Annotated in this window: 10 protein-coding genes; all 10 read left to right on the forward strand. The window is 40.0% G+C overall.

Annotated features, from left to right (window positions below; genetic code table 11):
• Window positions 1-22: 22 nt before the first annotated feature.
• Window positions 23-427, forward strand: coding sequence for a hypothetical protein (locus BLP87_RS13305; protein WP_143002144.1), 405 nt, complete (start codon window positions 23-25; stop codon window positions 425-427).
• A gap of 198 nt (window positions 428-625) precedes the next feature.
• Entirely contained in the window at window positions 626-1,564 is a 939-nt protein-coding gene (locus BLP87_RS13310; protein WP_074463100.1) for an FHA domain-containing protein, read from the forward strand.
• Window positions 1,565-1,569: 5 nt separating this feature from the next.
• Window positions 1,570-2,595, forward strand: a complete 1,026-nt coding sequence (locus BLP87_RS13315; protein WP_074463101.1) for an AAA family ATPase — start codon at window positions 1,570-1,572, stop codon at window positions 2,593-2,595.
• Between the two features lie 13 nt (window positions 2,596-2,608).
• Window positions 2,609-2,863 carry an EsaB/YukD family protein gene (locus BLP87_RS13320; protein ID WP_074463102.1) on the forward strand — a complete coding sequence of 85 codons (255 nt, stop codon included), beginning with the start codon at window positions 2,609-2,611 and terminating at the stop codon, window positions 2,861-2,863.
• 6 nt (window positions 2,864-2,869) lie between these two features.
• Window positions 2,870-7,390, forward strand: a complete 4,521-nt coding sequence (essC, locus tag BLP87_RS13325; RefSeq protein WP_074463103.1) for a type VII secretion protein EssC — start codon at window positions 2,870-2,872, stop codon at window positions 7,388-7,390.
• Between the two features lie 16 nt (window positions 7,391-7,406).
• Window positions 7,407-7,700: a WXG100 family type VII secretion target gene (locus BLP87_RS13330; protein WP_143002145.1), complete on the forward strand. Its 294-nt coding sequence runs from the start codon at window positions 7,407-7,409 to the stop codon at window positions 7,698-7,700.
• Between the two features lie 21 nt (window positions 7,701-7,721).
• Window positions 7,722-8,030: a WXG100 family type VII secretion target gene (locus BLP87_RS13335; RefSeq protein ID WP_074463105.1), complete on the forward strand. Its 309-nt coding sequence runs from the start codon at window positions 7,722-7,724 to the stop codon at window positions 8,028-8,030.
• A gap of 83 nt (window positions 8,031-8,113) precedes the next feature.
• On the forward strand, window positions 8,114-8,524 hold the full coding sequence (locus tag BLP87_RS13340) for a hypothetical protein (protein ID WP_074463106.1): 411 nt from the start codon (window positions 8,114-8,116) through the stop codon (window positions 8,522-8,524).
• 18 nt (window positions 8,525-8,542) lie between these two features.
• On the forward strand, window positions 8,543-8,914 hold the full coding sequence (locus BLP87_RS13345) for a hypothetical protein (RefSeq protein WP_074463107.1): 372 nt from the start codon (window positions 8,543-8,545) through the stop codon (window positions 8,912-8,914).
• Between the two features lie 25 nt (window positions 8,915-8,939).
• Window positions 8,940-14,753: a DUF6531 domain-containing protein gene (locus BLP87_RS13350; protein WP_074463108.1), complete on the forward strand. Its 5,814-nt coding sequence runs from the start codon at window positions 8,940-8,942 to the stop codon at window positions 14,751-14,753.
• The last annotated feature ends 1 nt before the right edge of the window (window position 14,754 follow it).

The raw sequence follows: 14,754 nt of genomic DNA on the forward strand, positions 1-14,754 counted from the left end.
GAAGGAGGTACTGAGTATAAAATTGGGAATACTTAAAAAAATAAAAGACAAATTCAGCACAAATAAACCTGCTCCAAAATTGAAGGAAGAATCAGAAAGTGATATTTCTGTTTATAATAATTTTGATGGCAAAATAGATTATCCGACCTGGCAACAGGTGCGGGAATATTTGGATAAGATGATTGAGATTGAGGAAGAATTTATAGTTTTATGCCGTAAAAAGGCTGCAAATAACGTGACTTTTATCCAAGCTGCAACCATTCCGGGAGGATACACTTTTCAGATCGGGATTGAAGTCGAAGGGAAGAATGAGGTCCTTGAAAAAACATGTGAGATAGATGAAATAATACAAGCGTTTTCTTGTTATTATAATGACGGAATTGTTGAAGTTGATGCGGGTTTTTCGCCTCTTGAAATGATGCGGTAATACATGGAAATGTGAAAGAGTAGACAGTGAGTGTATTTGTTAAAAATGGATTAAAAAATCACTTGAAATCATAAAAAAGTTATTGCGAATACGTTGCAAATACGGTATTATTTCATGTGTTAGAGTTATTAATTTTTGGATAATATTGTTAAGCGAAAATACAGAAAAACATAAAAGGACATAAGGGACCGTGCTGCTATGAATGTATCAAACTACCAAACGCATATAGCATTCAAGCTTGATGCTAACGAGAAGATGTCGAGCTTTGGAATGAAGATGCTAAAGCAACTGAATAACAGAAGCATACTTGATATTGCGCTTATCAAACAAAATGGAAGTAACAGACTTATATGCAGGACTGAAGGGCTTGAGAGCATCAATGCAATAGACAGGCTTTTGACTATAGACAGCAGGAAAGATCTGATAGCAAGGCTTGCACAGCTTATAGGCATGTTTGAAGAAAATGCTTTCCTTAACAAAGAATTTATTGTGCTTGATCCGGATAAGGTCTTTATCAATCCGGAGGATGGAAGTGCAAGATTTATTGTACTTCCTGTAGTGTCTAATGCCACAGGAGCTCTTGGAAGAGAGTGGCTCGAAAAGTTGTATGAGTATCTTGAGACTGTGGTCTATAGTGTTGAAGCGGGAACGGATGCTTCGATAGACAGGTTGAGGGACATACTTATTAACCTGGATGATGACAGGACGGATAGCGGAGAACTTGCAATCAACGGACTTATAAATTTGTGCCGCTATATTGTAGAGAATTACGCAGGTGCAGCAAAAGAGATACAGCCAAAGGTAGCAATGCCAAAGAGTAGCAACATTGCTGTCGGACTTAATTACCACGGAAGATACGGAAACTTTTCTTTGTACATCATAAAGAAAGAGTTTTTAATAGGAAAGTCAGAAACCTGTGACGGAAGAATACCGTTTAATAACGCTATTAGCAGGCAGCATGGGATGGTTTATATAGAAAACGGCGAATGCTTTTACGAAGACCTCGGAAGCAGCAATTATTCAAGGTTAAACGGAGCAGTACTTGAGCCGAACAGAAGAGTAAAGTTAAATAACGAAGATATCTTAATGCTTGCGGATATGGAATTTAAAGTAGAAATACTGGAAAGTGCCGGATAAAACTGATGAAAGAAAAAAAGATTCTTTTAATAAGTTTTGACAAAGAATATGTTGATAAGATCTTGTCGGAATTGCCGTTTGTATTAAATGACAGTTCAGAGCTGATAGTTATTTCGAATGAAGAATACTTTTCGGAATACTGTAGGCAGGGACATCCTAAGGTGGATGTGCTTATTGCAGATGAATATATCAGCAGGGAAGCATTTTTTTCCCAACAGGCGGATACAACATACTATCTTGTTGAAAACACTGAAGCAAAAAATACCATAAGTAAATATGATGCAACGGAGGGCATTGTTAATAAGCTTGGAGAAGATTATGTCACAACCGTGCAGGAAGATGTAGGAAAGACAAGGATAATCGATGTCTGTGCCGCAAGCGGAGGCTGCGGAAAGACCAAAGCCGCCATTGGAATAGCGGCAAGATTGTCCCAGATGGGATATGACGTCTTGTATGTTGACGCGGAGGAGACTCAGAACTTTTATGAATTCCTTCCTGAGAACCTCAAGGAGGACTGGGCTGAAGCATCATTGGCAATCGCCTTTATGAACGGCGGAGCCTTGGATATGCTTATCAAGAACATCAGAAAAGCTGCATTTGATTATGTTCCCGCGTTCAAAGATCCTCTTTATGCCTATAACATATCTTTACAAGCCTATTATGACATGGTGAATGAGATAGCAGGCAGAGAGATGTACGACTACATAGTTGTTGAACATACACCGGGGCTTACGAAGGAACTTGCCAAGCATCTCTCAGACAGCAAGATGATGGCAATGTGTACCAAAGACATTGCGGGAGAAGCTGAGAGGGTAAAAAGATTTGTCGGAAACCTGGCAGGATTCGGCGGACAATGCGTTGTGATATGTAACTGCGATGAAACAAGCGTAGATGCAGATATAAACATCAAATCGGATGAATATGATTATCCTGTATGTGAGATGGTTGCTTTCGATAACAACGCGGCAATAGATGCTGCGAAGTTGATTGAAGGAAAAAGATATTTGGCAACGGTGATTGCTGTGAAATAAAAAGGTGCTAAACATGAGTGATAACATAATAGTTTTATTCAGAAACAGCAAAAATAATAAAGAAATTGATCTGGAGGTTCCGGGAAACCTCACAGCCAATGAACTTATTTACGGGCTAAATGAGAGCTTTAATCTTGGAATCAACATGGATAAACCAAAGCAATGTTTCCTTAGGGCCGATTACCCCAAAGCTCTTATCAGAGGGGAAAAGACCTTAGAGGAGCTTGGAATCAGAAACGGCACAATAATCTATTACGACGAGCGATGAGAGACTATGAACTATAAGCTGACTATTTACAACAACAAAGTTTATAAAGAGCTAAGCCTTACAGAATACATGGAACACGTCACTGTCGGTACCGGCAAAGACAGCAAAGTATGCTTCTTTAAAGAGGATATCGGCAGAGATCTGGAGATAGAAGTTATCAAGCAGCAAAATGACTATATCGTTTCATCTTCACAGGATCTTTTCTTTAACACTGATTCTGTAAAAGAGAAGATTCATGTTCTTAAGACGGGTGAGAGCATAGATGTATGCGACGGAACTACCGAGAGTGTAATTCTTTCACTTGAATTCAGCGAGGATTTCGGAGATGTTCAGGGCGATTACAATCTTGATATCACAATTTCGGGAGCGAGCCGGATAACTATCGGAGGCAGAAATGACTCAGACATAACCATTTCTGACAGAACTCTTGCCGATGATATCATCACGCTTATAAGAAATCCCGAAGGATTTGATGTAGATATCTCTGCCAGCCGCTATGGCGTTAAGGTAAACGGAGTAAATCTCAAGAAAAAGGCGAGCATTGTCCTTAAGGATAAGCAGTTCCTTGAATATTGCGGGAATTTCTTTTACCTGGAGGGTGACCACCTGTTTACTTCCGACAGCGGAGAGATAAGGACAAGGCTTCAGCATGTGGATAATCTTCCGCAGAAGAATCACTTTAAATATCCGCAGTTCATAAGAAGTGCAAGGCAGCAGTATGCAGATCTTGATGAAAAGCCGGAGATTCTTCCGCCTAAGACTGCACCTACTGAGCCTAAGAAGAACCTGATAAGGATACTTCTTCCTGTAATACTTATGCTGGTTCTCATGGTGTTTGTAAGAGGTATGCTCATGCCGGGCAACAAGCTCTACATAGTGTATTTCGCGGCATCTATGGTTATAAGCGGAAGTATGTCGGTGTGGAATTATTTTGACAACGGCAAGGACTATCGCAAGAAGAAGGCAAACAGAATAAAAGTATATAACGAATATCTTGATAAAAAAGAGGAAGAACTTACAAAGCTTCGAAACGATGAGAGAACTCTTATTTCCGAGAGAAACAGATCGGTTGAAGAGACTGTAAGAAATATAAGTGATTTCAGCGCAAGACTTTTTGAAAAAGAAAAAGATCACGACGACTTCCTTGATATCAGAGTCGGAACGGGAAGAGTTGAATCAGAGTGTCAGGTATCTTTCAGAAAGCAGGAATATCTTGAGACCGAAGATATGCTCATGGATTATCCCGAGAAGATACATGACAAATATCAGTATATAGATGGCATGCCGGTTATCCTTGAACTCGGCAAAGTCAACGCCGTAGGTGTTATCGGTATCAGAGACAAGCTGTATCAGATGATGAAGAACATGATACTCACAGTTTCGGGCCAGCACTTCTACGATGATGTAAAAGAGTTTTTGATAATTGACAAAGAAGACGTTAAGTACTTTGATTGGACAAGATGGATCAAGAACTTCAGTGATGAATCAACAGGAATGCGCTTTATCATCCACGATGATGAAAGTTCCAAATCGGGACTTGAGTTCCTGTACGGTGAACTCGCAGCAAGAGAAGCACTTAAAGATAAAGAACTTGAGCAATTTGCTCATTTTGTAGTGTATGTATATCGCTCAAGCAAATTCATGGAACATCCTGTTAAGGAATATGTACGCAATGCAAACAAGCTTGGATTTACATTCGTATTCTTCGAAGAATTTGAAGAGCTTTTGCATAAGAACTGCGACAAGAGAATGTTCCTTGAGCCTGATAAGAATCACGGATTTATTCAGGATACCGAAGACGGAAACAAGATTCAGTACTTCGATTACGATCATATCTCAATGGATACGGTCAAGCAGTGTGCAATGAAGCTTGCGCCTGTGTATGTAAAAGAGCTGAGTCTTGAGAGTACACTTACCAAGAATATATCTTTTTACCAGTTGCTTAATATCATGAATGCTCATGATCTCGACTTGGGTAAAAGATGGAGTGAATCAAAGGTTTACGAATCAATGGCTGCGCCACTCGGAGTAAAGAGCGGTGATGAAGTTGTAGCACTCGACTTGCATGAAAAATATCATGGTCCTCACGGACTTGTTGCAGGTACTACAGGTTCAGGTAAGTCAGAGATTATGCAGTCATACATTTTGTCAATAGCAACTCTGTTCCATCCTTACGATGTAAGTTTCATCATCATCGACTTTAAGGGTGGTGGTATGGCGAACCAGTTTAAGAACCTGCCACACCTTAACGGTGCTATTACAAACATTGACGGAAAGCAGATAAACAGATCGCTTAAGTCGATCAAGGCGGAACTTATCAAGAGGCAGGAGCTTTTTGCCAAGTACGAAGTTAACCAGATCGACAATTACATAAAGTTGTATAAAGAGGGAAGGGCAGAGGTTCCGCTTCCGCACCTGATACTTCTTGTAGATGAGTTTGCGGAACTTAAGGCAGAACAGCCTGACTTCATGAAGGAGCTTATTAGTACCGCCCGTATCGGACGAAGCCTTGGCGTTCATCTGATACTTGCAACACAGAAACCTTCGGGTGTCGTAAACGACCAGATCTGGAGTAACTCTAAGTTCAAGCTCTGTTTGAAGGTGCAGGAGAAGAGCGATAGTAATGAAGTTCTTCATTCTCCGCTTGCTGCAGAGATCAGAGAGCCAGGTCGTGCTTATCTGCAGGTTGGTAATAATGAGATATTTGAACTTTTCCAATCCGCATACAGTGGGGCACCTGCGCTTGTACAGAGTACCAATGCAAAGAGAAAGTTCAGGATAAACAGTGTAAGCCTTTCGGGAAAAAGAAAGGTCATATACGAGCAGAAGCCCGAGAAGAGCGAAGCTTCTCTTACGCAGCTTGAAGCAATGGTTGAGTATGTCAACGAATATTGCACGGAAGCGCATATTGCCAAGCTTGATGACATTATCCTTCCGCCGCTTCCTGAGATGGTTCCTTATCCTCACAAGCTTGAGAAAGTTGGAACCGATGTTACAGTTCCTATCGGAATCTGTGACGATCCCGACAGACAGGCACAGGATCCGTTTGAGATCAACCTGTCAAAGAGTCATTACTATATACTCGGCTCGTCTCTTAGCGGTAAGACGGCGATGTTGCAGGGCATGATGATGGGAATTACCGCAAAGTATTCTCCGAAGGAAGTAAACATCTACATCATTGACTTTGCTTCTATGATGATGAAGATATTTGAAGGACTTAACCACGTCGGAAGCGTAGTAACGATCGCTGACGAGGATAAGCTCAAGAACCTTATTAAGATGCTTCTTGAGAAGATCGGTCGCAGAAGAAAACTTCTTGCTGACAGAGGACTTAGCTCTTTCAGCTCCTACAGGGAAGCAGGATATAAGGATGAAGCGCAGATAATCGTGTTCATCGAGAACTACACGGTATTTAAGGCTACCTACCCGAATTACGAGAATGATATTCTTGCTATATGCCGAGATGGTGTGGCAAACGGAATTTCAGTTGTCTTCACCAACCAGCAGATGTCGGGAATCGGATATAAGCTTATGTCGAACATCGCAGGTAAGATTGCTCTTAACTGTAACGACAAAGGTCAGTATGTAACATTGTTTGACAGATGCAGGATTCAGCCTGATGAGGTTCCGGGAAGAGGTATCACAAAGTTCGGAACAGAGCTTAAGGAATTCCAGGCATATATGGCATTCCCGTCCGAGAAGGAAATTGATCGTATCAACAAGATCAAAGAGTACATCAAAGCATGTAATCACAAGTACGGATCGGAGATGGCCGAGAAAGTCAGATTTGTTCCTGCCGAGCTTACAGAAGATTTCCTTAAAGAAACCTGTGGCAATACAGAAGTTGAGAACGGCAAATTGATGTTTGGTCTTCATTATGCCAAGGTTGAGCCTGTATGGCTTGATCTTTTGGAAGGAAAAGAGATTGCAATATCAGGTAGAGAGGATCTCGGAAGATCTAAGTTTGTCGATTATCTGATCGGTAAGCTCATGAACGCGGACAGAAACGGATACATCAGACTTTATCTGTTTGATTCGGAACAAAGACAGTTCGAATCTGCCGCGCAGGCTAACAATATTATGTATTATTCATCAAATGCAATGGATGCTATCGAGGTCATTGAAGACCTTCACGACGGATTAATCCGTGAAGATAACAATGACGCAGGTGTAAGTAATGGACCTGTCAAAGTGGTAGTATTTGCAGATAGAAAAACCATTGAAGTAATTGGAAAGGAGGAGAACATACTAGAGAAATACCTGGAAATTGTAAAGTATTCAAAGCAAAACAAGGTATGCATTATGTACACCGATGTAGAAAACGTTGCTGTTACCGGATTGGCTAATCCTATAAGCACACACATCAGAGACGAAGGTTCAAAGATATTCTTTGAGAATCCAAAAGACATTGCTCTTGTAAAGATGCCACAAAATGTCATAACCGCTGTAAAAGTTTCTGCAGGCATGGGTGATACATTTTACATAAATAACTCAAAGATCAAGAGAGTAAAGGTACCTCTTGGATAAAGTAAAGGAGAAAGATATGAGTGGAAAAAAAGGTGTAAACGTAGAATTTCTTGACGAAAAGTCACGCCTCTTAGAGGCAGGCGCACAGGATCTGGATGATTTAACATCTCAGGTTGCAGGACTTCAGGGACCCCTTGAGGATTGCTGGCAGGGTGCAGAAGGTGAAGCATGTATCGAATTCATCAACAATCTGTCACTTAAGATGGGCAAGATGTCCGAGCAGATCCGTAAGATCAATGACTGGGTAAATAGCGTTTCTAAGAGCTACCAGGAAGATGCTGAGAACGGACGTAGAGCGTACGAGATCTAAGAGAACGAAAGGAGAACTAATATGGGTGCAAATGGTATGATCGCTGGTGATAGCGGAATAATTTCAGAGAATGGTGCAAAGCTTGTAAACTTTGCTGCAGATTTAAGAGAGAAGCTTTCTATGCTTAAAAGTGAGGTTGATGAGATCACAGAAGAAGGTATCTTCGGTGATTCAGCTGCAACACTTCTTAGTGTATATTATGATCTTGATCAGGATCTTAACAAGTATGCAGAGACATTGGATGTACTTGGAAGCAACGTTAAGACATCAGCCAGCAACTTGGAAGAGATTGATACAACACATTCTTCAGGTCTTACATACGAGGGATGAGGTTTATCGACCTATGACAGTGTCAAAGCTGTCGTAGGTCTTCACGAATAATATGATTACAACCTAATAAAGGAGGAGTATAAATGAAATTAAAGCGTGATTATATGCATGAGATTAAAGACAGAACTGCAGAAAGAAATAGATATGCAAGCATAATGCATAAGCTGGAAGAACTTAGAGACGAACTTATCTGGCAGAGAACGAAGTTGCAGGAATATGTAAAGAGTCCTGTAGAGCAGTACATGCTTGCAGGCGGATCTTCTGAGGATTGGAAAGGTGCTAATTTTACTATTGCTGTAGAAAAGAAGAATACTCTTAATTCAGCACTTGGTAACTATGCAGGAGATGCTGCAACGCTTAATAGCCAAATAGACAGAGCTATCCAGGATGTAAGTAATAAGATAGATGCACTTAATCGTGAAATTGACAGATTGTGGGATAAGTGGGAACATGCTCCAGAACACGAGCCGGATCCGGAACCACGAAATAATTGATAGTTAGGAGGAAGCGAAATGTTTATTAGAGCGAGAAAATATGCGTATGAGATAAGTGCTGGCGGAGGAGCAGGTGTAGGAAGCTCATCTGAGATAAAGATTGATGTTGATGAATATGAAAGAGTTGTTGATAACATACATGCTCAGACATCAGAGATTATAAAAACATATACAGGTTATGTTGCACCTGACAATGTTTGCAGACTTAATTCTGTTATTCCTGATTATGAGCAGGCAGATCACGAAGTAGAAGATATGCTCAGACTCTTAAAGAGGGAGCTTTTTCAGGTGGTTAGGGTGATGAGAAAAGTTAAAGATGACATTGTATCTATTGATGCACAGAAATCTCAGGAAGCTGCGAATAATATATATGACGGAAGTAAACATTAATCTTGGAAAGGGAGTTTAAGGAGTTATGGGATTTAACGGGGATAATATAGAGTGGCATCAGGCCAAGATAAGGGAGTATTTTAATAAGTGTTTTGGGGAAGTATATAATCCGTTTCTTCATATGTCATCAGAACTTATACAGGCACTTACCGCATTTGTAACTGATGAGACACATACAGGACCTGAAGCAGATTCAGCAAAGAAGTTTATAGATCAAAGGCAGATAAAACTTGTAGAAGATACTATATACTGCATTCAGAAACTTCAGAGTATGATGCAGGGAGCAGGATTTGAGAGCGAAGTAGCGCTTCTTGAAGATTTTAAGGTGGATCTTTCTGAAAGTGATGATTCAGCGGTTATCAAGACGCAGCATCTTAATAAGGTTGCAGAAGACTTTGCAGGTTATAATTCGGTCTTTAATGAAATTTACCCCAAGATTACCCATATCCATAGAGAAGTAGAGAGCATTGCGGGTGGCTGCGACGTTATCTCTAGGAAAAGCTATACATGGCCTAATCCGAGAGAATCCCATCTTGCACTTGATGCTATTACGACTCCAGATAAGAGTGGTGGTTTTGTTCCCGAGTTTTCAAGGAAGTTCCTTGCTTTCCATGAAGAACATTCCAATGATATAGAAAAGAGTGCATTTAAGAGCCTTCTTGATACTATCGTTCATAATCTCCATGAGATAGTTGAAGGCATGAACAAGGGCGCTTTAGATATAACAAATTTTGATGGTACCAAAGACAACATTAGCTGGAAGGATCCAAAGGACATCCTTGCTCCTGAAGATGCTGAAGAGTACCTTAAATTCTTTGAGAGTTACAAGGCATATCTTAAGGGAATGATCCCAAGATGCCAGGTATATCTTTATGATCCTGTAAACCTTAATAACGGAAACTATATAAATGACAGGGAAGACCTTAACATTGCAGGTGTATACCCGTTATCTGTAAGGCGTTTTTATAACGCACAGAGTGAAAAAAGTGGCTATTTCGGCAAAGGCTGGACGAGCCTTTTTGACATGCACCTTACTAAAGAAGGTGAAGATGATGACAGTAAGATAAAGATCCTTTTTGCTGATGGTCACGAAGGAAGCTACGTAAGGTATTTTACCAAGGCTTCCACAAATGAGAAAAAGAGAAAAGATAATGAAATCATCGGCGAAGAAGACAGCAAGAAATATGATCTTGATGAAATTGGCGAGATCGAGTTTGTAACTACAAAAGACGGACGTGCTGTAGTAAAAGAAGACTACGAGAACGAAGAAAAAGAATATATAGAAGAACACGGTGAGTCAGGGAGACTTATCGAGTATAAGGATTATTACAGACTTATTCAGGATGATGGTTCATATACTGAGTTTAAGAAAGATGGAAAAATATCAGCATTTGGTAACGAAAGGTGTGAGCTTGCAAGAGTTGAGTATGACGGCGAGCGTCCTCTTGGTATCTGCGATGAATATAGATATATAAGACTTTACTTTAATGATAACGGATGCATTTGCACAGCAAAGGATAATACAGGAAGAGCTGTAAGATATGAGTATGAGGATAAGAATGGGACTAACCTTCTTACACTTGTAACATATCCTGACGGTGCAACAAGAAAGTATCGTTATGATAAAGATGGAGTGATCAACGAGGTTGATACTCCTAATGGAACAACCTTCCTTAAGAATGAGTATGACGATAAGAAACGCGTCACAAAGCAGAGTTTCCCTGATGGTGGTGTTATCACTTACCTCTATGATGAAGATAATCATATTACAACTGCAACAGAGCAGAACGGACTCAAAGTAGAGTATCTTTCTGATGAGTTCGGACGCCATATTGGAACAAGATATCCTGAGCAGGGAATAGGCGAGAGCTTTACTTATAACGATAAGAACCAGAAGACTACAGCAACGGATAAAAGAGGTTATACTACAAGATTTAGCTATGATAATAGAGGCCATCTTACAAAGGTAATCGATGCAAAGGGTAATATAACAAATATCACTTATAACGCGGCAGGAAAGCCTATCGTAGTAAAAGGCCCCGATGGAGCTACTTACAAGTATTCTTATAACAGTTACGGAGAGCTTACAAATGTAGTAAATCCCCTTAATGAAGAGAGTAGGATCTACTATGATGACAACGGGCAGGTAGAGCGCATAAGGGATGCGGAAGGAAACTATACATACCTTAAATATGATGATAATAAAGACATCTGCTATGTAAAGGACAGTAAGGGCGTCGAGACGTTCTATGAAAGAGATAATCTTGGAAGGGTTATCTCTACTAAGAATGCCCTTGGAGCAGAGACTACCTACGAATACGATGACATGGACAGGATAAGCAAGGTTACAGATCCTCTTGGAAATGTGACAAGATATAGTTATGACTTATTAGGCAAGCTTATCCGTGTAGAAAATCCTGATGGAACTTCTAAGGAATGGACTAATAACAATATAGGAAAAGTGTCGGAATATACCGATGAAGCCGGAAGGAAAACATCTATTAAGTATAACAACGTCTGGGATGAAGAAGAGATCACACTTCCAAACGGCGGTAAAGTGACCTACGAGTATGACCTTCTAAAGAGACTTATAAAGGTAACAGATCCGGAGCATAGGGAAACATCCTACGACTATGATGAAAACGGAAACGTAATAGCTGAGTACAACGGCGATATCAGAGTACGCAGTATTACTTATGATGCAGTCGGAAATATCACATCAGAAACAGACGCTCTCGGGCATGTGCAAAAATATGACTATGACGTAAATGGAAATCTTATTGCAGTTACAGATGCAGTAGGTAACAGATATACAAGAGAAGTGGATGCTCTTGGAAGACTAATAAAAGAAACCGATGCACTTGGAAACAGTACATGCTATGCATATACAAAGATTGGTGAGTTACAGAGCATAACAGATGCAGAGGGTAGGACAACAAGGTTTGACTATAGAAAAGGTCAGCTTATTGCTACATATTTCTGCGAAAGACTTGAGCAGAAACTTATCTATGACAGACTTGGAAGGGTAGAAAAGAGAAGCTTTGCTGATGGCTATGAGATAAGCTATAAATATGACGCTCTTGATAGAGTAGAGAAAGTAGAAGGTTCTGACGGAAGGACTGTATCTTACGAGTATGATGTTATGGGCAGAGTCATCAAGGTGGTTGATGGTAATAGCACAACTCTTTATACATATACACCTACAGGTCGACTTAAGAGCGTAGTAGATGCTCTTGGAAATGAGACAGCCTATACTTATGATGCTCTTGATAAGCTTAAGAGTATACATAGGGCAGAAGGTCTTGTAGATGATGCAGAAAAATCCGGAGATGTATTCCCTACAGTTGGAAAAGACGGACGTGTAACAATCTATTCATATGATCTTTCAGGTCAGCTTACGGAAGTAACTGATGCTCTTGGCCAGAGAGAAACTTATGAGTACGACCAGTATGGACGTCTTAAGACAAAGACTGACAGGGATAACTATGCAACAACATATGAGTATAACAATGCAGGTGCAGTAACAAAGGTAGGATATGCTGACGGAAGAAGTGTTTCATTCTCTTATAATGAACTTAATCAGCTTAATCAGATAAATGACTGGTACGGAAAGACAATCCTTGAAAATGATATCTTAGGACGCCTTACAAAAGTAACAGACTTTAAGAACAGGACTGTTGCTTATGAGTATGGCGCTACAGGAGAAAGAACAAAGCTTACATATCCTGACGGAAGGGCAGTTTCTTATAAGTATGACGATAAGCTTCAGCTCAGCAGCGTTATCGGAAACGGTGAAGAAACGACCTATGCTTATGATGAGATTGGCCGACTTGTAAGCAAGAACTTTGCTAACGGTGTGAGCCAGGCTTATACCTACATGCCCGGCGGAAATCTTGAGAGCATGACAAGTACCGATAAGCAGGGCGTACTTGATAAGTATTTCTATTCGTACAATAACGTAGGCCTTATCAGCGGCATAGATAGAAACAGACGTGGTCTTGATAAAGTATCGGGAAGATATGAGTATAGCTATGATGCTATCGGTCGTCTTACAAAGACAACACATGATGGAATAACCAAAGCTTCCTACGAGTATGATGCATTCGGCAACAGAACAAGTATGTCTGAAACAGAGACAAAGACATCTTACACATATGATGTCCTCGACAGACTTGTAGAAGCTAAGGAACTTAATAATTCTCAGGCTATACTTAAGACTTATGATTATGATAAGCGTGGTAACCAGACGAAAGAGTTCATAGACGGTCTCTTACAGAAGACCTTTACTTTTGATGCTACAAACATGCTCTCAAAGGTAGTTGATAAGGATAAGGGAGAACTTGAGAACCATTATAACGGACTTGGATTCAGAGTAGCATCCATAAGACCTGAAGAAAACATTGAGTATCTCTGTGACCTTTCAAAGGATTACTATAACCTTCTTGAAAGAACTGTAAACGGAGAGACAGAGAGCTTTGTATATGATAACAACGTAATCTCTATGTCAAAGTCAGGAAATAACTACTATTATCTCCAGGATGAACTTGGATCACCTATGTACATGACAGGTACTGACGGAGCAGTTGTATCATCATATGCATTCGATGATTTTGGAAGAAATATAGATCCGTTTACAGGCAATATAAGAAACAATAACTCGAAGCATGCATACACTAAACAGGGCAATATAATTCAGCCATTTGCTTTTACAGGCTATCAGGAAGATGAAGTATCAGGTCTTAAGTTTGCTCAGGCAAGATTCTACAAAGCAGAAACGGGTAGATTCCAGTCTGAAGATAATGTGAAAGGGTTCGTTGATATTCCATTCACATTTAACCATTACGGTTATTGTTGGGAAAATCCAATTGGTATAGTTGATAGAGATGGTAATTTTGGTGGATTTATTGCAAATGCGCTTGATAAAGCTGGTAATACTTTGGCACAAGGAGTATCAACAGTGTCATCGGCAGTTGTTTCAACGGCGAAAAGAGCAGGAAAATTTGTAGTAGATCATAAAACAGAGATAGCAAAAGCTGGAATAAAGGTTGTTGCAGGAGTTGCCATTGGTGCATGTTGTGTGGCTGCAGCACCAGCAATTGCATCGGTTGCTGCAGGGGTATTTGCAGCATCTTCTGCGTCCGCTGCAATTGGTACAATAGTAACTACAACTGTTTTGGGAGGAGCCTTTTCGGGAGCAACATCAGTTGTTAATCAGTTTGTAGATGGTGATTTTAGTTATAAAGCCATTGACGGAAAAAAAGTGTTGTTAGATACTGCCACAGGAGCGCTTAAGGGAGCTGCGACCGGAATACTTGGAGTAGTTGGAGCAGGTGCATTTGGAGTGAATGCTGTATCAAAATTTGTGGCTAGTAAAGGCGGAGATCTGCTTTTGAGAACAGTTACAAATGCAGCAATTGATATAGGGGGTGATTTTGTAAAAGCAAAGATTGGCAATAGTAATTATGGCGGCAGTGATGTTGTAAAATCCGGAATGTCCTCTGTTTTTTCTACATTGGCGGGAGAAGTGATTGGTAAATTTACACCTATAAAAAATCTTATTGAAAAGAAGACAAATTTGAATATAGGAGATTCTAAAGCTGAAAATATGTATAATACATATTCGGATTTAGCGAAAGCTTATCCAACTAAGGGAATATTTAATTATCCTTATAATGAAGCTAAAGATAGATTGCAAGAAGTTGTTTTGGCATGGCTTATTAAGAATTCTTTGAATTATGATAAGGGTGTTATTCAAAAAACAATTCAAACTATGTTTAAGTGCACTTTCCCAGAATTAGCAGAAGATGTATGGAATTTTTGTGAAACGTGTATTGCTTGAT

It is taken from the genome of Butyrivibrio hungatei (genome assembly GCF_900101605.1).
In the GTDB taxonomy this organism is placed as follows: domain Bacteria; phylum Bacillota; class Clostridia; order Lachnospirales; family Lachnospiraceae; genus Butyrivibrio; species Butyrivibrio hungatei_B.